Below are 25,912 nucleotides of genomic sequence, written 5' to 3'. Positions count from 1 at the left end.
AATTCAATTTTAAATTTAAATTACAATTTTTTTATATAATAACATTTTAAAGTCTTAAATATAGGAGAATTTTTTATGACTAAAGAAGAGATTAAAGAACTTGTGAATTTATTTGCTGAGGCAAATATCAGCAAGATTAAGATTAAAGAGCAAGATGGCTTTGAAATAGAGCTTGAAAGGGATATGTGCTGCGATGTTCCAGCTCCTGTTTGTCCTCCCCCTGCCACACCACAGCCTATAAATGTCAATGTTGTCAATGAAACGCACCATAGTCCAAGCAAGAGTAATCAACCAAGCATTACTAGCCCTATGGTCGGCACTTTCTACCAAGCTCCAAGCCCGGGTGCTGCGCCTTTTGTCAAAGCGGGTGCAAATGTGAAAAAGGGCGATACCATAGCCATTATTGAAGCGATGAAGATAATGAACGAGATAGAGGCGGAATTTGATTGTCGCATAGTGGAAGTTTTGGTCGCTGATGGGCAGCCTGTGGAATTTGGTATGCCTTTATTTGCGGTGGAGAAACTATAAATGGAAATTAAAAGCATTTTAATAGCAAATCGCGGTGAAATTGCTTTAAGAGCCTTAAGAACCATTAAAGAAATGGGAAAAAGAGCGATTTGCGTTTATTCTGAAGCGGATAAAGACGCCCTTTATCTTAAGTATGCGGACGCAAACATTTGCATAGGCAAGGCGAGAAGTGCTGAAAGCTATCTTAATATCCCGGCGATTATCACGGCGGCGGAGATTGCGGAGGCGGATGCGATTTTCCCGGGGTATGGCTTTTTAAGTGAAAATCAAAATTTTGTCGAAATTTGTGCCAAGCATAATATTAAATTCATAGGACCTTCGGTTGAGGCGATGAATTTAATGAGCGATAAAAGCAAAGCAAAGCAGGTAATGCAAAGGGCTGGTGTGCCTGTGATACCCGGAAGCGATGGGGCTTTAGCCGGGGCTGAGGCGGCGAAAAAACTTGCTAAAGAAATAGGCTATCCTGTCATCTTAAAAGCGGCTGCTGGAGGCGGTGGGCGTGGTATGCGCGTGGTGGAAAATGAAAAAGATTTAGAAAAAGCATACTGGTCGGCTGAAAGCGAAGCGATGACGGCTTTTGGAGACGGAACGATGTATATGGAAAAATATATCCAAAATCCGCGTCATATCGAAGTGCAAGTTGTGGGAGATAGCTTTGGTAATGTGATACACATAGGTGAAAGAGACTGCTCTATGCAAAGGCGTCATCAAAAGCTTATCGAAGAAAGTCCGGCGATTTTACTTGATGAAAGCACGAGGGCGAGACTACACGAAACGGCTGTAAAAGCAGCAAAAGCCATAGGTTATGAGGGTGCTGGGACTTTTGAATTTTTGGTCGATAAAAATTTGGATTTTTATTTTATTGAGATGAATACGCGTTTGCAAGTTGAACATTGCGTGAGTGAAATGGTAAGCGGTATAGACATCATAGAATTGATGATAAAGGTTGCCGAGGGCTATGCCTTGCCTCCTCAAGAAAGCATTAAGCTACGCGGACATAGTATAGAGTGTCGTATTACCGCTGAAGATTCTAAGACCTTTTTACCAAGTCCGGGTAAAATCACCAAATATATCCCACCAGCAGGGCGTAATGTGAGAATGGAAAGCCACTGCTATGAGGGCTATGCGGTGCCACCTTATTATGATTCGATGATAGGCAAACTTGTCGTGTGGGGGGAGGATAGAAATACGGCTATTTCTAAAATGAAAGTGGCTTTAAATGAGCTTATCGTTGGGGGGATTAAAACTACGCGTGATTTTCATCTTTCTATGATGGAAAATCCCGATTTTATCGATAATAACTACGATACAAACTACCTCGCAAGACATTGAACCTTGATAATCCCCACTTTTTTGTGGGGAGCTATAAAATAAGCAAATATTAAAGGAAAATAATGGCAAGTATAGAAGAACGCATAGAAGATAGGACAAAGCAGCAGCTAGGAGAATTTGGCATACCTTACTATACAAAGACAGAATCCATTAATAGTGATATAGATTCTGCCCTTGCTAAATACCCTAGCAAAAGTGGTGGTAGTGGGAAAAATTACCCAGATATTAAGCTTTTTCTTACCACAGAGACACGGCGAAAAATCCCCGTGATGATAGAAGTCAAAGGCACAAAAGGTAGATTAGAAAAGCTTAAAAATGGAGAAATAGAAAATATCAACAATAAGGGCGAACCACATTATGATAATATTAATAAATATGCTCTTAACGGTGCAGTGCATTACGCAAATGCGATTTTAGATTATACACATAGCTATGATGAAGTTATCGCACTTGGTATTAATGGCTATGAAGATGCCAGTGAGCTAAAAACTCAATATGCTTTTTATTATCTTAATCGTAAAAATCTCTCCGTCCCTAAGAAAATTGGCGATTTTAGCGATTTAAGTTGCTTTTCTAAAGAGCATTTAGAGAGTTTTATTACAAAGCTAGATTCTTTATCTTTAAGCGAAAAAGAGCGTGAAAATGCGATAGAAAACTTAGAAAGCGATATAGAATCTAAGCTCAACGCACTCAATCAATTCTTACACGATGAGCTTTTAAATATCAATCCAAACACGCGCGTAGCTTTGCTTGTGGGTATGATTATGGCAGCACAAGGCGTAAAAGGCAAAATCGCACCCCTAAAAGTAGAAGAGCTAAAATGTGAGCAAGGGGCTAACTCAAATGATGGGCAGATTTTCCTAAATAAAATCAAAGATTTTTTATGCGAGAAAAATCTCCCACAAGAAAAAGTCGCTATGGTTATTAATGATTTAGAATCCGCCTTTATCCACTCCAAGCTTCATACACCAAGCTCCTATACAAAGAACTTGCTCCATAGTAGTGATGAAAGTCCTTTAAAAAAGACTTATCAAATCGTGCTTGATAATATCCTCCCCCTTGTTAAAAAGCTTCAAACTGCCGACATCGCAGGTAGGCTTTTTAAATTCCATTACAAAATGGCTTGAAGTCCCTGATAATGAAAAAAATGATGTAGTGCTAACCCCTCGCTATGTAGTAGATATGATGGTCTCTCTTACAGGGGTGAATAAAGATTCTTTTGTGTGGGATTATGCCACTGGTTCTGGGGCATTTCTCATCTCGGCTATGAATGCGATGATAAAAGACGCACAAAATCTGCAAAGCCCAAAAGAAATAGAAGCTAAAATCGCTCACATCAAAGCCTATCAACTTTTAGGGATAGAAAAGCGAAGTGATATTTACTTGCTTGGTATCTTAAATATGATTTTGCTTGATGATGGCTCGGCGAATCTCTTGCATAAAGATAGCTTGAAAGATTTTAATGGAAGCTATGAGCAAGGCGATAAAAAGGGGCAGAGTTTCCCCGCTGATGTGTTTTTGCTAAATCCCCCCTATTCTGCAAGTGGCAAGGGCTTTATCTTTGTGGAAAGGGCGTTAAGGAAAATGAGCAAAGGCAGGGCGTGTGTGATTATCCAAGAAAATGCAGGCAGTGGTAATGGACTTCCCTACACTGCCGATATTTTAAAGCATAGCACCCTACTAGCAAGCATTAAAATGCCAAGTGATTTGTTTGCAGGGAAAAGCAGTGTGCAAACAGCCATTTATGTCTTTGAAGTGGGTAAGGCTCATAATGTGAAGCAAATGGTAAAATTTATTGATTTCTCTAGCGATGGCTACACAAGAGCCGCACGCAAAAAGGCAAAAGCAAGCACAAATCTCAAAGACACAGATAACGCTAAAGCGAGATATGAAGAGCTTATCAATGTTGTGCTATATGGGAGCGGCTATCTTCACTACTATAAAGATTTTTATATAGAAGACACGATAAATTTAGAGGGCAGAGACTGGACTTACTCTCAACACAAAAAGATAGACACAACGCCCACTTTAGCGGACTTTAAAAAATGCGTGAGTGAGTATCTCGCGTGGGAAGTAAGCAATGTGCTAAAAAATCAAAATTCTATGCAAGGTGGGCTGGAGGGAAACGCCCTTAGCCCTCGTTTAGCAAAGCTTGAAAAAGACTTCAAGCAAAACGGGGGCTTGTGGAGGGAATTTAAGCTTGGAGAGTTGTTTGAGCACATTAAGCCTACAAAACACGGCTATGCGAAGGGAAATTTACCCACAGAGCCGAGTGCAGAGTGCGACCTACCCGCCATTACTTGCACAAGTGTAAATCAAGGCATAGCCTGCTATATGCCACGAATGGGAGCTAAAATTTTAAAAAATGTCATTTCAGTGGCGGCAAATGGCGATGCGCCGGCCTTTTATCAGCCGCATGAATTTGCTATCTTGCAGGATGCGTATGCTTTGCGTTTTAGGAGTGAATTTATGCAAGATGGTGCGGAGTTAAGCTCACTTTGCTATCTTTACCTTACCTCACTTTTGCAAAAAATCTTGCAAAAATACAACTGGAACAACAAATCAGGCTGGGCTAAGGTTTCCAAGGAGTTTATCTCTCTGCCCGTTTTAAACGAGCAAATTGCTTTTGACTTTATGGAAAGCTACATTAAGGAACTTGAAGCCGAGCGTCTTCAAGAACTTGAAGCCTATCTTAAGGTTACAGGCTTAAATGATTATACTTTAAGCCAAAAAGAAAAAGACGCACTAAAAGCTTTTGAGAATCTAAGCATACCAAACGAGAGAGAGAGAGAGAGAGTAAGCGGCGCGGCGTGCGAAGCGCCGCTTAAAAATTCGTGGGAGGGCTTTGCTAACGCCGCTTTAAGCACCTTATGCGCTAAAGAGCTAGAAGCTAGCAGTGCGAAAGATGGCATAGAGTGGAGGGAATTTAAGCTTGGGGAGTTGTTTGAGGTAAGCACACCTAAGAAAAAATTTAATGCTAATGAACTTAGGTTTAATGGAAAATATCCTTATGTGGCAAGAGGGGATTCTAATAATGGAATTCGTGGGTATATTGATAAAGATGAAGCCTTTTTAAACGAAGCAAATACGATAAGCTTTGGGCAAGATACGGCTACGATTTTTTATCAAACAAGCCCCTATTTTACAGGTGATAAAATCAAAATCTTTACTTTTAAAAAGGGTAATTTAGATAGATATAAAGCAAATTTTCTTATCGCTGTGATGAAAAGGGCTTTTTCTAGTTTTAGCTGGGGGAGTAGCTCTTTTAATGTGGGGGTTTTAAAAAATGTGTGCGTTTTGCTGCCTATTTTAAATTCTGGCACGATAAATTTTACCTTTATGGAAACTTTCATCAAAGCCATAGAAAAACAGCACATAGAAAAAATTTATGCCTTCTGGGAGACTAAGCTAAAAGCTTATGATGCCGTGATTAACGGGGGGGGGGGGTAACATTTACCCTTAGTGAGTATGAAGCGTTTTGCCTTGAGTGTGGATCCTCACCTCATCCTGAGTGGCAAAGCTTTAAAATCGGCGAGTTGTTTGAAGTGGTCGGCACAAAATCACTTGATGAAAACAAAATTCAATTTGTTGATGAGGGTATAAATTTTGTCGGTAGAGTTAATCAAAATAATGGAGTGAAAGGAAAGATTGCAAAACAAAATTTTGAACCAAATGTAGAAAATACAATAACAGCTACGGTAATAGGACAATATAAATATGTAAAATTACAAAAAGAGCCTTATTATTGCTCTCAAAATATTAATAAGCTGACGCCAAAATTTGAAAATAAAAATAAATTTGTAATGTATTTTTTTATTTCATATATTCAAAAATTTGTGTCAATCTTTGATGGGCAACAAGCTGGATATAAATTAGAAGATTTAAAAAATCATATCATTTTATTACCTATTACAAATAATAAAATTGATTTTGACTTTATGCAATCTTTTATCAAAGCTATCCAAAAAGAGTGTATAAAAAGCGTGGTGTTATGGCAGGAGAAACAAAAAAAGGCGTATGAGAAAGTTGTAAAAAAACTTTAAATTTTGCGTGTGAAATTTTTAAATGTAAAAACGCAGTATTTACGCCATTTATTTTCATAAATTTGATAATCCTTAAAGTCTTGCATTTCTTTTTTAGCCTCGCTTCCTTTATAAAGGATAAAGCTTGTGTTTTCATCGCTTAAATTTTGACAAATTTGGACTAAATCTTTTGCCTTCATCAAGGCTCTTGATGTGATAAAATCAGCCTTAAATTGTGCTTTATGATTTTGAACTTTTTCTTTAAAAATGGTAAGATTTTTAAGCTCACATTCTACTTTTACACTTCTTAAAAAGGCAGATTTTTTGGCATTTGGCTCAAAAAGATAAAAACGACTATCAAGCAAAAAGCTTAAAAAAATGGCAGGAAAGCCCGCTCCACTTCCTATATCAATGATATTTTGAGCCTTTGTAAGGTCGATGAAATTTAATATTTCTATGCTATCTTGTATGTTTTCATCGATGTTTTTAAAATGGGTGAGATTGTGAATTTGATTAAATTTTTTAAGTAAATTTTTATAAATTTCTACCCTTTTTTCAAAAAGTTTTTTGTCATAATCTGGCAAAAATTTCACTTTAAATGTCCCATAGAATCTTGCTTGATTTTAAGATAAGCATCGTTAAATTCATTACTTTTGATAAGTATAGGAATGCGTTTAATAAGCTTTGTTTTTAGAAAATTAAGCTTGTTAGGATTATTTGTAATGAGATTAATTTGTGAAATTTGATAATAATTTAGTATGAAATCCACCACCTCATAAGTCCTCTCATCAGGCTTAAAGCCTAGATGCTCGTTTGCCTCTATGGTGTTTAAGCCCTCATCTTGCAAGGCGTAGGCATTGACCTTATTAAAAAGCCCGATGTTACGCCCCTCTTGCCTTAAGTAAATGACCATACCGCCGTTTTTTTCGATGTATTTTAGGGCAAATTCAAGTTGCTCCCCGCAATCGCACTTTAAACTTCCCAAACCATCACCCGTAAGGCACTCTGAATGAATTCTTAAATTTAAAATATCACTTGGCTTTCCCTTAAAAATGCAAAGATGTTCTTTTTCTCCCTCTTTAAAACTTTGAATTTGAAACTGCCCCCATTTGCTTGGTAAATTTGCAACTTTTGAAATTTTAATATCCATTGATAACCTTTAATTAATTTATGTTAAAATTGGATTTTAACAAAAAAAGGACAAGATTATGTTTAAAAGATTTAGAAGATTAAGAATGAATGAAAATTTAAGGCTAATGTTAAGGGAAAATTCCTTAAAAACTCAGGATTTAATTTACCCTCTTTTTGTCGTTGAGGGGAGTGGGGTAAAAGCGGAAATTTCCTCGATGAACGGCGTTTTTCAAATGAGCTTAGATATGATTTTAAAAGAGTGTGAAGAGCTTGTAGGACTTGGCATAAAAGCCATTATTCTTTTTGGCGTGATAGAAGAGGGGAAAAAGGATAGCTGTGGGAGTGAAGCGCTTGATGAAAATAGCCTTATCGCAAGGACTATAAGGGCTATTAAAAAGGATTATCCGCAACTTTTCATCATTAGTGATTTGTGTTTTTGTGAATACACCGACCACGGACATTGTGGCATTATAGAGCCAAAAAGTAAAAGCGTGGATAATGACGCGACTTTAGAAATTTCAGCCAAACAAGCCCTAATCCACGCTAAAGCAGGGGTGGATATGATAGCGCCAAGTGGAATGATGGACGGCATTATCGCAACCTTGCGTGAGGCTTTAGATAAGGCAGGATATGAAAATTTACCACTTATGAGCTACTCGACCAAATTTGCGTCAAGTTACTATGGTCCTTTTAGAGAAGTGGCAAATTCCGCTCCAAGTTATGGAGATAGAAAAAGTTATCAAATGGACTTTCACAATGGTAAAGAGGCTCTAATGGAAAGCCTAGAAGATGAGGTGCAGGGGGCGGATATTTTAATGGTAAAACCTGCCCTTGCATATTTAGATGTAGTCAAAGAAATCGCACAAAATTCAAATTTACCGCTTTGCGTTTATAATGTAAGTGGAGAATATGCGATGTTTCAAGCTGCAAAAAAGGCAGGTGTAATAGATTATGAAAAAATGCTAATGGAAACAATGATAGCTTTTAAAAGGGCGGGAGCAAAGCTTATCATCACTTATCACGCTAAAGAACTTGCAGAAATTTTAAGGAAAGAATCGTGAGGCATTTTTTAAGCTTAAAAGATTTTAGTAAAGAAGAAATTCTAGCTCTTGTAAGCCACGCTGCGGCTCTTAAGAAAAATCCCCAAAAGCTTTTAGTGGATAAAACTTTAGCGATGATTTTTGAAAAAAATTCCACACGCACGAGAATGGCTTTTGAGTTAGCCATAACACAACTTGGTGGCAAGGCTTTATTTTTGAGTGCAAATGACTTGCAGCTTAGCAGAGGAGAGCCTATTAAAGATACGGCGAGGGTGATTGGGGGGATGGTTGATTTTGTAATGCTTAGGGTCAATCGCCACGAAAGCTTGGAGGAATTTGCAAAATACTCAAAAGCCCCTGTGATAAATGCTTTAAGCGATTTGTATCATCCAACGCAAATTTTGGGCGATTTACTCACAATGCAAGAATTCCAAAAAGAGGGTAAAATAGCCTTTGTGGGTGATAGTAATAATATGTGTCATTCTTGGCTTATCGCCGCTTCGATACTTGGATTTGAAATTAGCATAGCTTTGCCCAAGAATTATCATATCCGCCCTGAAATTTTAGAATTTGCTAAAAAAAGTGCAGAAAAAAGCGGAGCAAAAATCACGCTTACAAATGATAAATTCGAAGCGATAAAAGATAAAGAAGTGGTGATTACAGATACTTGGATTTCTATGGGTGAAGAGGGACAAAAGGAACAAAAGCTTAAGGATTTTGAGGGCTTTATCATCGATAAAGAGGCGATGAGTGTGGCTAAAAAAGATGCGATATTGCTTCACTGCTTACCTGCTTATAGGGGTTATGAGGTGAGTGAAGAGCTTTTTGAGGCACATAGTGAGGTGATTTTTGAAGAAGCGAGAAACCGCCTTTTTGTTGTTAAGGCATTGTTGTGTTTTTTAGAAAGGGAGAAAAGATGAAAGAAGTGAAGAAAAGCGTAGAAAAAAAACCAAAAAATGCTGTGGCTGAGATTAATGATTTTAGCAAGTATTTAGGTATGAAAAAGCAGGATTTGACGATATTTGAAATGCTTCCTAATGAGGATAAAACAACTTTTAATTTAAGGCTTAAAAATAGTAAATTAAATAGGGTTGAGCCTTGGTTTATCATCGATGAAAATAAGGAAACTCACGCACTTATTTCCTTGCGTAGTCTTAGTAATTTGCTTGAAACCATTAGGAAACATCAAAGAGAAATTTTTGAGCTTAAGCTTGAAAAGGCGATTTATCAGCAAATGCCTGTGGATTTTAATGATGCTTGGGCTGTAGCGATGGATACCATTGAGAAAACTTCACAAAGAACGGGCGTAGCGGAGATTAATATGGACTTAGATAGATTAATGGACGAGTTGAAAAGGAAATACCCAAATTTGTTTATCGATATGAATATGATGATGGAGAGTTTGCAAAATGAAAGATTATAAAGCCTTTGTGAAGTATTCTAAGGCTGGTCCGCGTTACACTTCTTACCCTACGGCTGTGGAATTTGGCACACATTTTACTTATGAAGAGTATTTAAGATGTTTAAAAGATTCTAAACGAGAGCTTTCTTTGTATTTTCATTTGCCTTTTTGTAGAAGTGCGTGTTATTTTTGTGGGTGTAATGTCATTTATACCGCAAAAGAGGAAAGTAAAAAACGCTATTTAAAATATCTTTTTAGAGAGCTTGAAATTTTAAGCACGATTTTAGACACACAAAAAAATGTCGTGCAAATGCATTTTGGAGGAGGCACACCGACCTTTTTTTCCGCTGGGGATTTAGAAAATTTAATTTTAAAAATCAAAAGCACTTTTCCAAATTTTGACACAAAAGCGGAAATTAGCTGTGAGATTGACCCGCGCTTTTTAGATGACGCCCAGGCGGATGTTATGGTGCGAAATGGTTTTAACCGCGTGAGTTTTGGGGTGCAAGATTTTGACGCAAGGGTGCAAAAAGAAATTCATAGGATTCAATCTTTCGAACTTACTAAAGAAGCCCTTTTGAAAATGCGAAGTAGGGGGATAAAGTCCGTTAATATCGACTTAATCTATGGCTTGCCTTTTCAAAATTTGCAAAGTTTTAAGCAAACTTTAGAAAAAATCATACTTTTAAATCCTGACCGCTTGGCTATTTTTAATTATGCTCATGTGCCTTGGCTTAAGAAAAATATGAGAAAATTTGACGAAAATACCCTGCCAAGCCCTGATGTAAAACTTCAAATTTTAGAGTATAGTGAGAAATTTTTAGGGCAGAATCATTACAAAATGATAGGAATGGACCATTTTGCTAAAGAAGATGATGAGCTTTTTAAGGCTTTACAGGATAATACCTTGCATAGGAATTTTCAAGGCTACACGACTAAGGGGGGAGTGGATTTAGTGGGCGTTGGGCTTACAAGTATCGGCGAGGGACAAGGGCATTATGCACAAAATTTTAAGGATTTAAAATCCTATGAAGAGGCGATTGAAAGGGGAATTTTACCTTTTGAAAGAGGGGTTTTATTAAGCGAAGATGACAAGCTTAGAAAGGCTGTAATTATGGCTTTGATGGCGAATTTTAAGCTTGACATTAGGGGGATTGAGCGCGAATTTGGGATTGATTTTAGGGTGTATTTTAAAGAAGATTTAAAAGCACTTGAAGAGTATAGCGAGTTTGTAAGCATTGATGAGGATTTTATAAGGGTCAATGAAACAGGTTCTATGCTGATAAGAAATATCGCAATGTGTTTTGATGCGTATTTAAAAAACATCAGTGAAGATAAAAAAGTATTTTCAAAGACGCTTTAATGGATTTTGCTAAATTTTCTCAAAGCTGCGTAAAATGTGGCAAATGTATTCCAATCTGCACGATACACCAAATAAAGCGTGATGAAATCAATTCTCCGCGTGGGTTTTTAGACCTTTTGGCTGCGTATAAAGAGGGAAATTTGGAGCTTGATAAGGAAGCGAAGCAAGTTTTTGAATCGTGTTTTTTATGCACGAATTGCGTGGAGGTTTGTCCTTCGCACATTAGGGTTGATAATGCCATTGAGGCGGTGCGTTACGATATAGCTAAGAAATTTGGCATAGCGTGGTATAAAAAGCTTATATTTTATTTTTTACGCACACGAAAAGCCCTTGATATAGCGGCGAAATTTGGTTTTATTTTTCAAAGTTGTGCGTTTTCTTTGCAAAATTCTGGTATGAGGGCGAAATTTTCTTTACCTTTCATCAAAAAAGGCAGACTTTTACCTCGTTTTCATCACAAAAGTTTTTTAAATCAAAATGCCGAATTTATCGATAATGGCGGAGAGAAAAGCGTGGGCTTTTTTGTGGGTTGTTTGGCAAATTATTTTTATACAGATACAGCTAATGCCGTGCTTAAAATCGCTAAAGAGTTAAAAATTAATGTGGATTTGATGAAGGGGCAGGTTTGCTGTGGAGCGCCGCATTTTTTTACGGGAGATTTTAAAAGCCTTGAAATTTTAGCAAAGAAAAATGTGGAGTATTTTGAAAAAAAACTTGAGAGTTTAGAGTATATCATCGTGCCTGAAGCGACTTGCTCGGCTATGCTTAGTGTGGATTTGGAGCATTTTTTCACAATGATAAAAGAAGAGGAGTGGGCGAAAAGAGCAGCGAAAATCGCCCCTAAAATTAAACTTGCGACTTGGTATTTTTATGAAAAAACGCCTCTTTTAAAGCTTTTGCAAACTAAGGGCAAGAAAGAATTTGTGCTGACTTACCACGACCCTTGCCACGCAAAAAAAATGCAAGGGGTGTTTAAAGAGCCAAGAGAACTTTTAAAGGCAAATTACCGCTTTGTTGAGATGAGTGATTCTAATGCTTGTTGTGGTTTTGGGGGTGTGAGTATGCAAAGTGATTATTATGAAAGGGCTTTAGAAGTGGGGCTTAAAAAAGCCAAGATGATAGATGAGAGCGGTGCTAGGGTAGTGAGTGCGGAATGTTCTGCTTGTAGAATGCAAATTTCAAATGCCTTAAGTCAAAATCAAAGCGAGGCGATTTTTAAAAGTCCGCTCGAGCTAATCGCTGAAATTTTGGAGTAGGAGTGAAAAATCTTTGCATTATCCCTGCTCGTGGGGGTTCTAAGAGAATTCCGCGTAAAAATATTGTTGATTTTTGTGGCAAACCTCTTATAGCTTATAGCATCAAAAATGCCTTAAATTCCGGTGTTTTTGAGAGCGTTGTGGTTTCTAGTGATGATGAGGAAATTTTGCAAGTTGCTTCAAATTTTGGTGCGAAGGTGCTTTTAAGAGAAAGGGAATTAAGCGATGATTATAGCTCAAGCACAAAGGTGATTCAAAGCGTGATTCAAAAAATTGGGAAAGATTATGAAAATATCTGCTGTCTTTACGCAACAGCCCCTTTAATCAACGCTAAAATTTTGCAAAATGCTTACGAGGAATTTGCAAAAGGTGCATTTAAATTTCTCTTAAGTGCTACGGAATTTGACTATCCTATCCAAAGGGCGTTTTGTTTGGATGATGAAAAAAGAATTCATATGTTTGATGAAAGTAAGTATTTTGCGCGTTCGCAGGATTTAAAAAAAGCGTATCACGATGCTGGGGCGTTTTATTTTGGTAAAAAAACGGCGTGGCTTGAAGAGGATTTTATTATGTTTAAGCCCCATTCTGGCGTATATTTGCTTCCTAGAAATTTGGTTTGTGATATTGATATGCCGCAAGATTTAGAATTTGCCAAAAGACTTTTTATTTTAAATAAGGATTTTAATGAAAATTCTCATTCGTGCGGATAGTTCTTTTAAAATAGGACACGGGCATATACAGCGTTGTCTTATTTTAGCCAAGCAGTATGAAAGGCTGGGACACGAGGTAAGCTTTGCGTGTTTGGAGCTTGAGGGTAATATCATAGGAAAAATTCCTAATGAGGTTTTTTTGCTTGAAAGTTCAAGTTTAAATGAGCTTTGCTCTCTTATCGAGGATGAGGGTTTTACGCTTTTGGTCATTGATAATTATGCTTTTAGTGAGCAAGATGAAAGGGCGATTAAGGCGATGTGTGAGGTGCAAATTTTGAGCTTTGATGATGAGATAAAGCCGCATTTTTGCGATATTTTGCTTAATGTCAATGCCTATGCCAAACCTGCCCTTTATAAGAATTTAGTTCCGCTTAATTGTGAGCTTAGATGTGGATTTTCTTACGCTTTGATAAGGGAGGAATTTTACGAAGAGGCGAAGAAAAAGCGTAAGAAAATTTGGGATATTTTCATTTGTATGGGTGGCACGGATTCTAAAAATTTCTCTGCTAAAATCGCTCTAGATTTCCCTAAAAGTTTTAAAATTTTAATCGCCACCACAAGTGCAAATAAAAATTTAAAAGCCTTAAAACATTTAGCACAAAATTCGCCAAACATTAGTCTAGCTGTGGATTTGGAGCATTTTGCTAAGGCGATGAACGAGAGTAAAAAACTTATCATTCAAGCTTCTAGCCTTGTCAGTGAAGCCTTACTTTTAAAGGCAAATTTCAAAGCCATTTGCACACATAAAAATCAAGAAAAAATAGCTAAGTGGCTTTTGGAAAAAGACTATGAGGTTGAGTATCGATGATAAGCCTTAAGAATTTTAAAGCCTTAAATCAAGCCGAGCTTGAAGAGGTGCTAAAATGGCGTAATGATAAAAGTGTGGCGCGTTTTATGAAAACGCAAAATATAAGCTTAAAAGAACATTTAGATTTTGTAAAAAGGCTTAAAAATGACGCAAGTAAGGCGTATTTTGTAGTTTTGAAAGATGATGAGAGTGTAGGTGTAATCCATCTATTTGACATTACGCCAAGCTCTTGTGAATTTGGACTTTATGCAAAACCGGGTGTTAAAGGCGTGGGGGCGGATTTAATGCGTGAAATAATGCGTTATGCTTTTGAAAATTTAAAGGTGCAAAAGCTTAAGGCTTGTGTGCTTAAGACAAATGAAAAGGCTTTAAATTTATATCTTAAAAGCGGATTTAAAATTGTTAATGAGGACGAAAAAATGTTTTATGTTTGTAAAACACGGGGGGGGGGGGGGGGTAGCCTTCCGTTAAGGATGGCTTCGTGAAAATCGCTCTTGTTACTTCACCTAATCAGTGGTTTTATAAAGAGGCTTTGGAATTTGCTAAAAAACTTGGGGCAGATTTTTTTGACTCATATGAGAAAGTGAGGGGCTATGAGCTTGTTTTTATTTTATCTTACCATAGAATTATCCCGCCTAATTTACTCACTCACAACAAACACAACCTTGTCATCCACGCCTCTAAACTTCCGCAAGGAAAGGGCTGGTCGCCTATGTTTCATCAAATTTTGGAGGGGAAAAATACCATTGAATTTAGTCTTTTTGAGGCAAGTGCTGGGGTGGATAGTGGGGATATTTATCTTCAAAAAACGCTTAAGCTTAGAGGCAATGAACTTTACGATGAGTTAAGGCAAAAACAAGCTTTATTTAGTCTTGATCTTTGTGAGGAATTTGTAAAATTCTATCCAAATTTAAAGCCTCAAAAACAAAGCGGAAAAGAGAGTTTTTACCCTAAAAGAAGTGCTAAAGATAGTAAGCTTGACATAGATAAAAGTTTAAGAGAGCAGTTTAATCTTTTACGCATTTGCTCTAATGAGGAATTTCCAGCTTTTTTCTACTATGAGGGCAAAAAATTTGTGCTAAAGATTTATGAGGAAATTTAGTTTTGAATGTTAGAATATGAGTTTTGTAACCAGTAAATACGATAAAGGGTTTTTAATTGATATGAATACAATCTTTTATAAATCAAGTCAAAATATGAGCGAAGTGAGTGAATGCAGTGTGGATTTAATCATCACAAGTCCGCCGTATTTTAATATCAAAGACTACTCAAAAGATGGCTATCAAAATGTAAAACACTCCGCAGTTGCGGGGGGGGGGGGATTTAGGTAGTCTTACAGACTACAAAACCTACATTAAAGAGCTTTTAAAAGTATGGCGTGAATGTGAGCGGGTGCTAAAGCCAAATGGCAAGCTGTGCATCAATGTGCCTTTAATGCCGATGTTTAAAAAGGATTTGAGAACGCATTATAATCGCCATATTTTTGACTTACAAAGCGATATACAACATAGCATTTTAGAATCTACTTCTCTCTTTTTACTTGATTTATATATATGGAATCGCACCAATACCACTAAAAAATTGATGTTTGGTAGCTACCCTTACCCACGCAATTTTTACGCGCAAAATACAAGCGAATTTATTACTATCTATGTCAAAGATGGCAAGCCGCAAAACACACCACAAGAGCTAAAAGAGCAAAGCAAACTCACTCAAAAAGAATGGGTGCAATTTACCAAGCAAATCTGGGATATACCTATACCAAATAAAGCAGATTCTGCCTTTGGCAAACACGCTGCTATTATGCCTGAGGCAATCCCTTACCGCCTTATTAAAAACTCTACTCTTTTATAGGGGATATTGTGCTAGACCCTTTTGCTGGGAGTGGGACAACGCTAAAAGTGGCAAAGGAGCTAGGGCGGAATTTCATAGGTTATGAGATTTATCCGCATTACAAAAGCGTGATTGAAGAAAAGCTTGGATTATTTGCAATACAAGGGCAAGAAAATGCTCAATAAAATTTATATACGAGATTGCTTTAGCTTTTTAGAATCTTTGGCAGATTCTAGCATTGACTTAGCCATAATTGACCCACCTTATAATCTAAAAATAGCAAGTTGGGATAGCTTTAAAGATGAAAAAGAATTTTTAGAATTTAGCTATAAATGGATAGATTTAATGCTAGTTAAAATGAAAAAAAGCGGGAGTTTTTATATCTTTAATACCCCTTATCATTGTGCATTATTTTTGCATTACTTACAAGAAAAAGCTGTGTTTCAAAACTTCATCACTTGGTATAAAAAAGACGGCTTAAGTTATACAAAAAAACGCTTTGTAAATAACCAAGAATCTATTTTATTTTACACAATGGATTCTAAAAATTATTATTTTAATCCTGAATCTATCCGTGTGCCTTATGAATCAACAAGTCGCATAGAACACGCTAAAAAAAATGGAATCCTAAAAAATGGCAAAAGATGGTATCCAAATGAAAATGGCAAACTCTGCCCTGATGTATGGGAAATCACTAGTCAAAGACACAAGCAAAAAGTAAATGGCAAAACGCAAAAGCTCCACCACCCAACCATAAAGCCAAAAGAGATGATTGAGCGAATGATAAAGGCGAGTTCTAAAAAGGGAGATTTAGTGCTAGATTTATTTAGCGGAAGTGGAATGACAAGCCTAGTGGCAAGGGATTTAGAGCGGAATTTTATCGGCTGTGAAGAGAGTATTGAATATGTGGATTCTAGTTTAAATATAAAGGAGTGTTAAATGACTGATTTCAAAAGTGCATTATTGGGTATAAATCCTGCTTTAGAATGTTTGAAGTTTCTTTATCACAGAGTGCTTAGAGATGATTATAGGGGTTTGCATAAATTGCAACATTATCGCTGGAGTGTAGAATATATCAAAATTGTGCTAAAGCACTTACCAAAAGATAAATTGCTCTTACACACACAAGGCGATATTTATGATGATTATAGATATAGTGGCGATGAGCTAGAGTTTTGTGAATATCTCCAAAATGTTAATAAGGATTTATTGACAATCCAAAAAAGCATTACAGATATGGGTATGCGAAAAATTATTTTTGTAAATTTGCAAAGAATGGGGCTTATTGATAGGTTTAATCATAAGCAAAAACTTTGCGATATTGGCAAAACTTATCGCAATTATAGATATGTGAAAATTACACAAAGGGGCTTAGAGTTCTTAGAATCTAGAAATATTTTTGAAGAGCAAAGACATTTAGGAATTGCATTAGATTTTGTTTTTGGTGGGATAGCACAAGATATGCTAGATATAATCAATGCCCTTAGTCCTCAATATATAAGCGTAAGTGAAATGATGTTTTTTGTAAGTTTTTTAGGCAAAGATTATCAGGGAAAGATTCTAACAAAAGATGCAATTATAGATTTTATCAATGAATTTAGAAGCTTGAAAGCTAGGCAGAAAGTTGTAGAAGAAGTGGTAAATGAATTTTGTGTGCCTAAAAATTTTAGTGGAAATAAAACACAAAAAAGAGATTTTCATAATTGGAAAAATGAAACACAAACGCTATTTGATAGCTTTGATTTAATGGCATTGTTTGAATATGATAGGAACAAACAAAGATTATTGCTTAAGGCAAGTATAAATGGTGAAAATATCGCATTTAAACGAAGTAGTATCATTAAGCAAGAATATTTTAAGCAACACGAAGTGCAAAAAGATATATGTTTTGAACTCCACCATATTGTGCCATTTTATTATGCAAAGGATATTGATGCGCTAAAAGCGATTGATAATTGGCAAAATCTCATTTATATCGATGCAAATTCTCATAAAATCTTTACCCTTGATAAGAATGCTAAAAAGGCGATAAAGCTTGATTTTAGAGATAAAGATGCAGCGCTTGATAATTTGATAGGCGATGAAGTGGTCTTAAAATATACTGATAATATCCGCTATAAAGTTGCTCTGCAAGAAAGAATGCTGAAATATAACAAAGTTTTATTGGGTTTATAGGATTTAGCTACAACTCTTCTGCTTTCAAAGCTTCGCTTTGATGATGAGCGATTAAAGGCTCGATAAGCTCATCAAAAAGTCCGCCCTCCATTATAGCATCAAGCCTATAAAGAGTAAGGTTAATGCGGTGGTCGCTAATGCGGTTTTGGGGAAAATTATAAGTGCGGATGCGCTCACTTCTATCGCCACTTCCCACTTGAGATTTACGCGCTTCGCTTTCTTTTGCAAGTCTTTCGTTTTCTTGCATTTCGTAAAGTCTTGCCTTGAGGATTTTCATCGCACTTTCTTTGTTTTTATGCTGGGATTTTCCGTCTTGATTGACAACGACCAAGCCACTTGGTATGTGCGTGATACGAACGGCTGAGTCTGTGGTATTTACACTTTGTCCCCCGTGTCCGCTGGAACGCATAACATCGATTTTAAGGTCGTTTGGATTGATTTGAATTTCTATATCATCAACCTCTGGCATTATAGCCACCGTGATGGCTGAGGTATGAATGCGACCTTGCGACTCGGTTTGTGGGATTCTTTGCACTCTATGTGTGCCACTTTCAAATTTAAGTCTTGAGTAAGCTCCAGCCCCTTTTACAAGCATTATAAGCTCTTTAAAGCCCCCAGCACTTCCCTCACTTGAGCTGACAATTTCTATCTTATAGCCTTTTAAATCCGCATATCTTGCATAAGCTTTTACCAAATCTCCCACGAATAAAGATGCTTCATCTCCCCCAGTTCCTGCACGAATTTCGAGGAAGATATTTTTTTCATCGTTGGGGTCTTTTGGAAGAAGTAGAATTTTAATTTCTTCTTCTAAGTTGATTTTTTCTTCTTCTAAATTTTTTAATTCTTCTTTGGCAAGTTCGCTAAATTCTGCGTCATTTAAAAGAGCTTTATTATCTTCGATTTGAGTGAGTGTATTAAAATAGTCTTTTGTTTTTAAAACTATGGGTTCTAAATTCTTTTGCTCTTTGGAAAGAGCGGTCATCTTTTCTATATCACTGATAATATTTGTATCGCTAAGAAGAGTGTTTAACTCCTCATAGCGTTTAAGGAAAGGCTGTAATTTCTCCGCTAACATTTATGCGATTTTGTTGATTAAAAGGGCAAGTCTGCTTACGCGGCGTGCGGCAGTTTGTTTTTTAAGGAAGCCACGACTAACCATAGCGTGGATGCTTTTATTTGCGATCTTAAAAGCTTCACTAGCAGCTGTTTTGTCGTTGTTTGCAGCAGCTTCACGCACAGCTTTAGTGATATTTTTAAGTCTAGTTCTATAAAATCTATTTCTCTCGGTTTTTTTGATGGTTTGTCTTGCTCTTTTTTCGGCTGATTTATGATTTGCCATAAAATTTCCTTCTTTTAAAATTAAAGTCCAAATTATATAAAATTAAAATTAAAATAGACTGAATTTAAGTAAAAATTAAAACAAGCTTTCTAAATTAATGTCCCAAGAAAGTAGATTAAATTTGAGTAAAAATCCATAAATCACCGCACATAAAAGCCCCGCAAAAAGCCCAGCTAACATATCATCAAGCATTACGCCTAAGCCACCTTTGACCTTTTTATCTATCTTGCCGATAATGGAGGGTTTTGTGATGTCAAAAAGACGGAAAAATACAAAGGCTAACACAAAATTTAAAAGCGAATTTTGCGCACTTGCAGCAATGGCACAAGCTAAAAACACTCCAGCCACTTCGTCAATAACGATGTGCTTATCATCGTGTTTTTGCGTCTTTTTTTCATAATCATCAATGACGCGTATGGAGGCGATGAAGATTAAAATGGAAAGTAAAAAAAGCGTTTGCTCACCCAAGTATCTAAGCACAAAAAAGGCTGGTATCATCGCCGTTAAAGTGCCAAAAGTGCCAGGAGCTTTTTTAGCACAACCAGAATAAAAAAATGTTAAATAAAATTTTTGCATTTCACACCATATAAGTCATTTGATGAATTTCTAAAAGCTTTTGATAAAATTCCTCATCACTTTTATATTCTAAAATCCCATCTGTTGGGAAGAGATTTTGATAAATTTGTTGCAAATTTTTTAAGCGTTGTGGAAAAAGTGCGCTTAGAATAAGGCTTGAAATTTCCTTACGCATAAAAACTGCAGGGGGGATTATACCCGCTCTTAGTAAATCTTTCAAAGAATTGGCGTTGTAGTGCAAATGATGATGTGTGCCGTGAGGACAAGATCGTGTTGAGACTATCATTTTGCACGCATCGCAAAAGACAAATTCAGGCAAAATAATCGTTTCTATGCCATAGTCTTTTGAGAATTCATCAAGTATGCTTTTAGGTTGGTTTGCATCATAAAACATTCCAAGTCCGCTGTGATTTTGTCCCACGACAAGCTTAGTGCAACCGAGACTTTTTGCGATAATGCTTTCAAGTCCGGGATTTAAATGTGCGTGAAAGATGTTGATATTTTTAAGCGGAAAAATAAAAATACGCTCACGCGGCAGATAATTTTGGATAAATGTGTGCAAGTATTTTTCTTTAAGTTCAAATTCAAAGCCATTTGCCTCGTAGGATTCGATTAAAAAAACGACGACCAAATCCGCCTTGTCAATTGTCCAGCGGAAAATTCTTTCGTGCGCTCTGTGAAGTGGGTCAAAGCTCGAAACAATCGCGGTAATTTTTTGTGCATTTTGCGTATTTTTAATGTGGTTAAATTCTTGTTTGTAGTGAGAAAGTTCATTGCGGTAGAGTTCGATTTCTCCATAAATGTAAAAATTATCCGCGTTATCAAGCAAACAAGCGTTTGGATTAAAAATATCAATAAATTTTTTATCATTTTTAAATTTACCCTGATAAACGATGTGTCCCACAATTTCGCTTTCTAGCTCAAGCTCAAGCAAATCTCCCATTTTTAAATTTTCCAAAACACCATAATCACTTGGTGCGAAGCTTAAAGGGTGTGGGAAACTTTCGTTATTGAATTTGCCTGTTTTTAAGATTTGTTCGCTTTCTTTTTCGTTCATTAAGCGTGAGCAAGAGCCTAGCAAACCCTCTTTTATGAGTGAAAGTATGCCAAATTCACTAGGGCTTATTTTAATGCTTTTATTTTTTCTTGCTAATTTCATATCTCTTCCTTTTTTCCCATAAGGATTTGCGTGAAATTCCAAGTTTTTTGGAAAGTTCCGTGTCGGCAAAAACATTTTGATAGTTTAAAATGATGTGCTTGATATATTCATCTATGGTTAGAATTTCATTATTATTAATGTCTTTTTCGTTGTGATTAAAATCAATGCAGTGAAAGCCAAGTTCTTCAAAATTTAGCTCACAAATTTTATGCGTATGTAAAATAATGGGCTTGTTTTTGATAAATTCTAAAAGCTTTTCCCTTTCGCTAGTTTTTAGAATTTGGAAATGACTTAAAAAAAGCACTTTGTTTTCTAAGTCTAGTTTTATCACTTTTTCTACGGAATTTGGCACAGATAAATCGATATAGCAAAGCTCCACACCGCATTCATTCATATAGGCAAAGGCGAAAGCGTCGGCGTAATTTTGCTTGTTGGTTTGTAAGATGAGGGGGAGCTTTAGCTTTTTATATAAAAAGTGTGGAAGCTTAACTGCACTAAGACGGGATTTGACATAATTTTGATAGGTAGAATTGAGCGTTAAAAGGCGTTTGAAATCTTGGTGGTGTTTGATTTTCCTTAGTAATTCTTCTATCATAAAAGGCTTTTGTATATAATCACTTGCTCCCATTTTTAAAGGTGTGGAAACCGTGTCCGTGCTAATGTAGGAAATGAGCAAAATGACAATGTTATTTTTAAATTTTTCCACAGCTTTTAAGAAATTTGGCGTGTTGGATGAAAGTAAAATAACCTCGTAGCTTTTTTGTCCGCTAAATTCATCGTAAGAATTGAAAATTTCGCAATGATATCCTAAATCACTTAGCTTCATCGCTATGCTTTGTGCTAAGTATAATTCGTTTTCTATGATTAAAACTCGCATAATTTTTTCCAGTCAAAATATTTTAAATTGACACTTGTTTGCACGGCTATACCCTCGCTTCTTCCTATAAATCCTAGTTTTTCTGTGGTGGTGGCTTTGACATTGACTCTAAATTCGTCAAGCTCTAAAACCTTAGCGATATTTTTAGCAATTTCTGCCTTAAAAGCACCGATTTTAGGCTTTTGGGCGAGTATAGTAATGTCGATATTCACAAGCTCAAAACCATAGTTTTTCACTTGCGTATAAATTTGGGTTAAGAGTTTCATAGAATCGGCATTTTTATATTTTAAGTCTGTATCTGGAAAAAGCTCCCCTATATCGCCAAGTGAGGAAGCACCTAAAAGAGCATCGCCTAGTGCGTGAGCTAAAACATCTCCATCACTATGGGCTTTAAGCCCCATTGTTTCGTGGATTGTAACCCCCCCTAAAATCAAAGGACGCATTTCGCCAAATTCATGCACATCAAAGCCATTTCCCGTAAAAATGTCCTTGCTAGGAGCGGGTAGCTTGAGTTTTTTTAAATCCTCTTTAAAGGTAATTTTTCTTGCATTTTCTTCTCCGCTAACAAACCAAATTTTACCTCCCACTGAGGCGATAGCCGTGCTATCATCTGTAAATTCTTCGTTTTTTTCTAGAGCTTTTTTGAGTAAGGTGGTGCGTGAAAGTTGGGGCGTTTGTATGAGTTTGATTTTTTCTCTTTGTAGGGCTTGTTCGTTTTCGTAAAGGGCAGTGTCGCAAATTTTAAGAGCTGGGGTAATGCAATCTGCATTGTGAATATTTTCTAAAAGCCTGTTAAATAAATTTTTTGAGATTAAAACCCTTGCGACATCGCTAACCATTACAAATTCACTATCGACTAGGTTAAGAGCATTTTTTAAAGACTGCATCCTACTTGCTCCACCCTCGACAAATTCGTAATTTTTTGAAAATTTTTTCATATAAGAAATGTTACTAGAAGTAACAATTATCTTTTTAAAAGGATAAAAAGAACTTAAATTTTTTGTCGCCCAAAGCCAAAGAGGGAGGTCTCCTAGACGGATAAATTGCTTTTTTACGCCCATATTAAAGCGTGTGGAATCTCCAGCAGCAAGCATAATTAAGCTTATGTCTAACACTTTTGCTCCTTAAAATTCTTAATGTTACTATATTATACACTTTAAAAAGCTAAATTGTAACTTTTTAAGAGTAAAATTCACTTTATTTTAAGGAGAGCTTGATGATAGAAGAAGTAAAAGAAAGATTAGCTAAGGTGAAGTATCCAAATTTCGAAAAGGATATTATGAGTTATGGTTTTGTAAAAGAGATAAAAATAGAAGATGAAAAAGCTTATATAAAACTTGAAATCGTTTCGGCAAATTCTAGTGTGGCTGAAGAATTAAAAAGGGACATCGCTGAGGCTTTAAAAGACTTAAATTTAAAAGCACTTGATATAGAAATTTTACAACCTAAAATCGAAGAGGAAAAAAGCAATTCAAAAAGCGGGAAAAATGTCGCCCCTCAAGTAAAAAATTTTGTAATGGTTTCAAGTGGCAAGGGGGGTGTGGGTAAAAGCACGACAGCTTTAAATTTAGCGATTTCTATGGCGAAAATGGGCTTAAAAGTCGGTATTGTTGATGCAGATATTTACGGACCTAATATCCCAAGAATGCTTGGTGAAGTCGGCACTCAGCCTGAGGTTGTAGGAGCAAAGCTTAAGCCTATTTTAACGCACGGAATTTATATGATGAGTATGGGCGTTTTGATAGATGAGGGGCAAGGGTTAATGTGGCGTGGAGCTATGATAATGAAAGCGGTCGAGCAGCTTTTAAGCGATGTGTTGTGGCCTGAGCTTGATGTGCTATTTTTGGATATGCCTCCAGGCACTGGCGATGCGCAAATTACTTCCGCACAAAGCATTCCTATTAATGCTGGTGTGTGCGTTTCCACGCCTCAAGTTGTTTCTTTAGATGATAGCAAAAGGGCTTTAGATATGTTTAAAAAACTTCATATTCCTATTGCTGGGGTTATAGAAAATATGAGTGGTTTTTTATGCCCTGATAATCATAAAGAATATGAAATTTTTGGCAAGGGTAATGCTAAGGCTATGGCGGATTTATATGAGTGTGAGCTTTTGGCGCAAATTCCGCTTGAAATGATTGTAAGAGAGGGAGGCGATGAGGGTAAGCCTGTGAGTTTTTACCATAGTGAAAGCGTGAGTGCAAAACGCTACGCTCAGGCGGCGGAAAAGCTTTGGAATTTTATACAAAAAAATGGAAGCAGTGATAATGCCGCCATTCAGCCCGTGATGAATGGTAAAAGTGCCTGTTCTAGTTAGATTTTAGTTTTTGCAAATTTTCTAAAAGTCTTTTTTCCTCGCCTATGCCTTTAGAATGATAAAATTTTAAGGCTTGGCTGAGGTATTTTTGCTCGACATAGCCTCCAAAATCGTGTGGATAGAGATAATCTTTACTTTGGGGGGCGTTGTTGTTAAGATAGGCTGGGATTTCAAGGAGTGGGTTGTTTTTTACAAAATGTAAAGCTTCATTGATAGCCTTATAGCTTGAATTTGATTTGGGCGCACTTGCGAGATAAACGACACATTGAGCAAGTATGATTCTAGCTTCAGGATAGCCTATGTTTTTAACTGCGTTTAGGGTGGAAGTCGCTAAAATAAGGGCATTGCTATCGGCATTTCCCACATCCTCACTTGCAAATATCACCAAACGCCTCGCGATAAAATCTGCACTCTCACCCCCCTCAATCAGCCTCGCAAGATAATAAAGCCCCGCATCAACATCACTCCCCCTTAAACTCTTTATCAAAGCGCTTGCAAGAAGATAATGGGTATCTTTTGAGCTGACACCCTCGCTATTTGTGTCACTTTTGAGTTTTTTAAGATTTGAAAGGCTGATATGATTTTCATCTAAAACAAGCACAAATTCGATTAAATTAAGCATAGTTCTTGCATCGCCACTTTTAACAAGAAAGTCCTTAGCTTCTTCTTCGAGCGTGAAATTTAGCTTTTCTTGCACCCTTTTGAGCAAAATTTCTAATTCTTTTACGCCCAAAGCTTTAAATTTGAAAAGCATACTTCGGCTTCTTATGCCAGAACTTAGCACAAAATAAGGATTTTCCGTGCTAGCACCGATTAAAATACAGCGGTAATTTTCCATAGGGATTAAAAGCATTTCTTGTTGTGTTTTGTTTAAGCGATGAATTTCATCGATGAAAATGAGGGGTTTGTAAAGACTATTTTTGTAGTTGTCTAGGATTTTTCTCAATTCTTCAAGTTTGAAATTTCCTCCATCAAATTCGTAAAAATCCAGCCCAAATTCCTTTGCTATAGCTCTTGCGAAGCTTGTCTTTCCAGAGCCAGCCACGCCGAAAAAGAGGCTGTGTGGGAGTTTTTGCATAGTGATAAATTTTTGAAAGACTTCTACGAGTTCATATTGTCCTAAAATTTCACTTAAAGTGTTAGGACGAAAGCTTAAAGCTAGATTCATCATTCCCCTTTGTTTTTTACATTATAGCAAAAAGCCCTAAAAATTTGGGGCTTTAATTATCTTTAAAAAGGCTAGGTTTGGAAGTGAAAATTGCGTCAATATTTAAATTTTTAGCCTTTTCATAGGCTTCTGTAGAATCGGCATTAAAAAGAAAAATTTCTCCCTCATTTTGTTTAAAGCACATTACAGCTTCTTCATCCCAAGTAAGTTTGAAACTTTTTTCATTTTCTTCATCTAAAATTTTAACTTCTTTTTCAAAGTCAAAAGCATAGAAAGTTTTAGGTATTTCTTCCGTCTCACAAGTGCGACAAATTTTTGCTTTTAAAAATTTGTCGAAAGTTTTGCTATATGGGGCAAATTTAGGGACATTTTCATTAAGAGAAAGTAATAATTTGTCATTTTTGCTATAAATTCTAATTCTTTCTAAATCTTTTTGCACACTTTCATAGAGGATTTTTGCCATTTCTTTTTCATTTGAATCGTTAAGTATTGGTTCTATAATAAAAGAGTTTTCTGGAAATTTTTTCAGCACTTCATCAAGAGAAAGAATGCGAAGATTGTCGCTATTGTAAATTTTTTCTTTAGTATGCAGAGGAATTTTTTTTAATTCCTTAAGGTCAAATTCGCTAATTTTACCTTTTTTATCGCTTAAAACACTCAAATCCTTATAATGATACAACACGAGCTTTTTATCCTTGCTAAGCTGGACACTGATGTGAATCATATCTGCTTTGTTTTTAAGAGCGAGTTTAAGAGCGATGAGGGAATTTTCCGGTGCATCTTTAAAACCTGCTTTTTCCGCGATGATGATAGGATTTGCCAAAGCAAAAGAGCAGAGGCAAAGGAATAATAATTTTTTCATAATAAGCCCTTAAAGCC

Annotated in this window: 26 protein-coding genes and 2 pseudogenes; 18 read left to right on the top strand and 10 right to left on the bottom strand. The window is 36.4% G+C overall.

The window, feature by feature from the left end; all coding sequences use genetic code 11:
* Window positions 1-75 precede the first annotated feature (75 nt).
* The 5 genes and pseudogenes from accB to CHELV3228_RS07890 form a co-directional block, all read left to right on the top strand.
* Entirely contained in the window at window positions 76-528 is a 453-nt protein-coding gene (gene accB / locus CHELV3228_RS07910) for an acetyl-CoA carboxylase biotin carboxyl carrier protein (protein ID WP_082200469.1), read from the top strand.
* Window positions 529-1,860 carry an acetyl-CoA carboxylase biotin carboxylase subunit gene (locus tag CHELV3228_RS07905; protein ID WP_082200468.1) on the top strand — a complete coding sequence of 444 codons (1,332 nt, stop codon included), beginning with the start codon at window positions 529-531 and terminating at the stop codon, window positions 1,858-1,860. It abuts the gene before it with no gap.
* A gap of 62 nt (window positions 1,861-1,922) precedes the next feature.
* Window positions 1,923-2,987, top strand: a complete 1,065-nt coding sequence (locus tag CHELV3228_RS10630; RefSeq protein ID WP_234980972.1) for a VRR-NUC domain-containing protein — start codon at window positions 1,923-1,925, stop codon at window positions 2,985-2,987.
* On the top strand, window positions 2,920-5,310 hold the full coding sequence (locus tag CHELV3228_RS10625) for a restriction endonuclease subunit S (RefSeq protein WP_234980973.1): 2,391 nt from the start codon (window positions 2,920-2,922) through the stop codon (window positions 5,308-5,310). The genes CHELV3228_RS10630 and CHELV3228_RS10625 overlap by 68 nt, the downstream gene beginning before the upstream one ends.
* Window positions 5,311-5,381: 71 nt before the next feature.
* Window positions 5,382-5,903, top strand: a pseudogene (locus CHELV3228_RS07890) (restriction endonuclease subunit S); the annotation flags it as partial.
* Here CHELV3228_RS07890 and rsmG read toward each other — a convergent pair.
* Together rsmG and ribA are read right to left on the bottom strand one after the other, a co-directional pair.
* Window positions 5,900-6,475, bottom strand: coding sequence for a 16S rRNA (guanine(527)-N(7))-methyltransferase RsmG (gene rsmG, locus CHELV3228_RS07885; protein WP_082200466.1), 576 nt, complete (start codon window positions 6,473-6,475; stop codon window positions 5,900-5,902). The pseudogene CHELV3228_RS07890 and the gene rsmG overlap by 4 nt on opposite strands.
* On the bottom strand, window positions 6,472-7,032 hold the full coding sequence (gene ribA, locus CHELV3228_RS07880) for a GTP cyclohydrolase II (RefSeq protein ID WP_082200465.1): 561 nt from the start codon (window positions 7,030-7,032) through the stop codon (window positions 6,472-6,474). Before ribA ends, rsmG begins: the two co-directional genes overlap by 4 nt.
* Window positions 7,033-7,090: 58 nt before the next feature.
* Here ribA and hemB point away from each other — a divergent pair, with 58 nt between their 5' ends.
* The 12 genes and pseudogenes from hemB to CHELV3228_RS07815 all read left to right on the top strand — a co-directional run bounded on the left by hemB (window position 7,091) and on the right by CHELV3228_RS07815 (window position 17,600).
* Window positions 7,091-8,074, top strand: coding sequence for a porphobilinogen synthase (gene hemB, locus CHELV3228_RS07875; protein WP_082200464.1), 984 nt, complete (start codon window positions 7,091-7,093; stop codon window positions 8,072-8,074).
* On the top strand, window positions 8,071-8,973 hold the full coding sequence (gene argF / locus CHELV3228_RS07870) for an ornithine carbamoyltransferase (protein WP_082200463.1): 903 nt from the start codon (window positions 8,071-8,073) through the stop codon (window positions 8,971-8,973). The genes hemB and argF overlap by 4 nt, the downstream gene beginning before the upstream one ends.
* Entirely contained in the window at window positions 8,970-9,476 is a 507-nt protein-coding gene (locus tag CHELV3228_RS07865) for a DUF2603 domain-containing protein (protein WP_082200782.1), read from the top strand. Before argF ends, CHELV3228_RS07865 begins: the two co-directional genes overlap by 4 nt.
* Window positions 9,463-10,818, top strand: coding sequence for an oxygen-independent coproporphyrinogen III oxidase (gene hemN, locus CHELV3228_RS07860; protein WP_082200462.1), 1,356 nt, complete (start codon window positions 9,463-9,465; stop codon window positions 10,816-10,818). The genes CHELV3228_RS07865 and hemN overlap by 14 nt, the downstream gene beginning before the upstream one ends.
* Window positions 10,818-12,074 carry a (Fe-S)-binding protein gene (locus tag CHELV3228_RS07855; RefSeq protein WP_082200461.1) on the top strand — a complete coding sequence of 419 codons (1,257 nt, stop codon included), beginning with the start codon at window positions 10,818-10,820 and terminating at the stop codon, window positions 12,072-12,074. Before hemN ends, CHELV3228_RS07855 begins: the two co-directional genes overlap by 1 nt.
* Before the next feature lie 2 nt (window positions 12,075-12,076).
* Window positions 12,077-12,784, top strand: coding sequence for a pseudaminic acid cytidylyltransferase (gene pseF, locus CHELV3228_RS07850; protein ID WP_082200460.1), 708 nt, complete (start codon window positions 12,077-12,079; stop codon window positions 12,782-12,784).
* Window positions 12,759-13,592 carry a UDP-2,4-diacetamido-2,4,6-trideoxy-beta-L-altropyranose hydrolase gene (pseG, locus tag CHELV3228_RS07845; protein ID WP_082200459.1) on the top strand — a complete coding sequence of 278 codons (834 nt, stop codon included), beginning with the start codon at window positions 12,759-12,761 and terminating at the stop codon, window positions 13,590-13,592. The genes pseF and pseG overlap by 26 nt, the downstream gene beginning before the upstream one ends.
* Window positions 13,589-14,077, top strand: a complete 489-nt coding sequence (gene pseH, locus CHELV3228_RS07840) for a UDP-4-amino-4,6-dideoxy-N-acetyl-beta-L-altrosamine N-acetyltransferase (protein WP_082200458.1) — start codon at window positions 13,589-13,591, stop codon at window positions 14,075-14,077. The genes pseG and pseH overlap by 4 nt, the downstream gene beginning before the upstream one ends.
* Window positions 14,074-14,694 (top strand): formyltransferase family protein, encoded by a 621-nt coding sequence (locus tag CHELV3228_RS07835; RefSeq protein ID WP_082200457.1) that lies wholly within the window; start codon window positions 14,074-14,076, stop codon window positions 14,692-14,694. The genes pseH and CHELV3228_RS07835 overlap by 4 nt, the downstream gene beginning before the upstream one ends.
* A 55-nt stretch (window positions 14,695-14,749) precedes the next feature.
* Window positions 14,750-15,610: pseudogene (locus CHELV3228_RS07825) on the top strand (DNA-methyltransferase).
* Entirely contained in the window at window positions 15,600-16,364 is a 765-nt protein-coding gene (locus CHELV3228_RS07820; RefSeq protein WP_082200456.1) for a DNA-methyltransferase, read from the top strand. Before CHELV3228_RS07825 ends, CHELV3228_RS07820 begins: the two are co-directional and overlap by 11 nt.
* Window positions 16,365-17,600: a hypothetical protein gene (locus tag CHELV3228_RS07815; protein ID WP_082200455.1), complete on the top strand. Its 1,236-nt coding sequence runs from the start codon at window positions 16,365-16,367 to the stop codon at window positions 17,598-17,600. It begins immediately after the preceding gene.
* 7 nt (window positions 17,601-17,607) lie between these two features.
* Here the strand turns inward: CHELV3228_RS07815 and prfA are convergent, their stop codons facing one another.
* The 6 genes from prfA to CHELV3228_RS07785 form a co-directional block, all read right to left on the bottom strand.
* Window positions 17,608-18,675 carry a peptide chain release factor 1 gene (gene prfA / locus CHELV3228_RS07810; RefSeq protein ID WP_082200454.1) on the bottom strand — a complete coding sequence of 356 codons (1,068 nt, stop codon included), beginning with the start codon at window positions 18,673-18,675 and terminating at the stop codon, window positions 17,608-17,610.
* The gene (gene rpsT, locus CHELV3228_RS07805) at window positions 18,676-18,939 is read right to left on the bottom strand and encodes a 30S ribosomal protein S20 (RefSeq protein ID WP_082200453.1); all 264 of its coding nucleotides are present in this window, start codon (window positions 18,937-18,939) and stop codon (window positions 18,676-18,678) included.
* 75 nt (window positions 18,940-19,014) lie between these two features.
* Window positions 19,015-19,515, bottom strand: coding sequence for a phosphatidylglycerophosphatase A family protein (locus CHELV3228_RS07800; RefSeq protein WP_082200452.1), 501 nt, complete (start codon window positions 19,513-19,515; stop codon window positions 19,015-19,017).
* A gap of 1 nt (window position 19,516) precedes the next feature.
* Window positions 19,517-20,674 carry a sulfate adenylyltransferase gene (locus CHELV3228_RS07795; protein ID WP_082200451.1) on the bottom strand — a complete coding sequence of 386 codons (1,158 nt, stop codon included), beginning with the start codon at window positions 20,672-20,674 and terminating at the stop codon, window positions 19,517-19,519.
* Window positions 20,652-21,551 carry a DNA-binding transcriptional response regulator gene (locus CHELV3228_RS07790; RefSeq protein ID WP_082200450.1) on the bottom strand — a complete coding sequence of 300 codons (900 nt, stop codon included), beginning with the start codon at window positions 21,549-21,551 and terminating at the stop codon, window positions 20,652-20,654. The genes CHELV3228_RS07795 and CHELV3228_RS07790 overlap by 23 nt, the downstream gene beginning before the upstream one ends.
* Window positions 21,539-22,666 carry a bifunctional 2-C-methyl-D-erythritol 4-phosphate cytidylyltransferase/2-C-methyl-D-erythritol 2,4-cyclodiphosphate synthase gene (locus tag CHELV3228_RS07785; RefSeq protein WP_082200449.1) on the bottom strand — a complete coding sequence of 376 codons (1,128 nt, stop codon included), beginning with the start codon at window positions 22,664-22,666 and terminating at the stop codon, window positions 21,539-21,541. The genes CHELV3228_RS07790 and CHELV3228_RS07785 overlap by 13 nt, the downstream gene beginning before the upstream one ends.
* Window positions 22,667-22,767: 101 nt before the next feature.
* On the opposite strand from CHELV3228_RS07785, the gene CHELV3228_RS07780 reads away from it, so the two are divergent.
* Window positions 22,768-23,865: an Mrp/NBP35 family ATP-binding protein gene (locus CHELV3228_RS07780; RefSeq protein ID WP_082200448.1), complete on the top strand. Its 1,098-nt coding sequence runs from the start codon at window positions 22,768-22,770 to the stop codon at window positions 23,863-23,865.
* On the opposite strand, the gene CHELV3228_RS07775 is transcribed toward CHELV3228_RS07780, so the two are convergent.
* Both CHELV3228_RS07775 and CHELV3228_RS07770 read right to left on the bottom strand, forming a co-directional pair.
* On the bottom strand, window positions 23,858-25,033 hold the full coding sequence (locus CHELV3228_RS07775) for a replication-associated recombination protein A (RefSeq protein ID WP_082200447.1): 1,176 nt from the start codon (window positions 25,031-25,033) through the stop codon (window positions 23,858-23,860). The genes CHELV3228_RS07780 and CHELV3228_RS07775 overlap by 8 nt on opposite strands.
* Window positions 25,034-25,085: 52 nt before the next feature.
* Window positions 25,086-25,895, bottom strand: a complete 810-nt coding sequence (locus CHELV3228_RS07770) for a glycerophosphodiester phosphodiesterase family protein (RefSeq protein ID WP_082200446.1) — start codon at window positions 25,893-25,895, stop codon at window positions 25,086-25,088.
* Between the last annotated feature and the right edge of the window lie 17 nt (window positions 25,896-25,912).

It is taken from the genome of Campylobacter helveticus (genome assembly GCF_002080395.1).
Taxonomy (GTDB): domain Bacteria; phylum Campylobacterota; class Campylobacteria; order Campylobacterales; family Campylobacteraceae; genus Campylobacter_D; species Campylobacter_D helveticus.
Note: the sequence above shows the minus strand (reverse complement) of the source record. Positions and strands in the feature narration are given on the sequence as shown.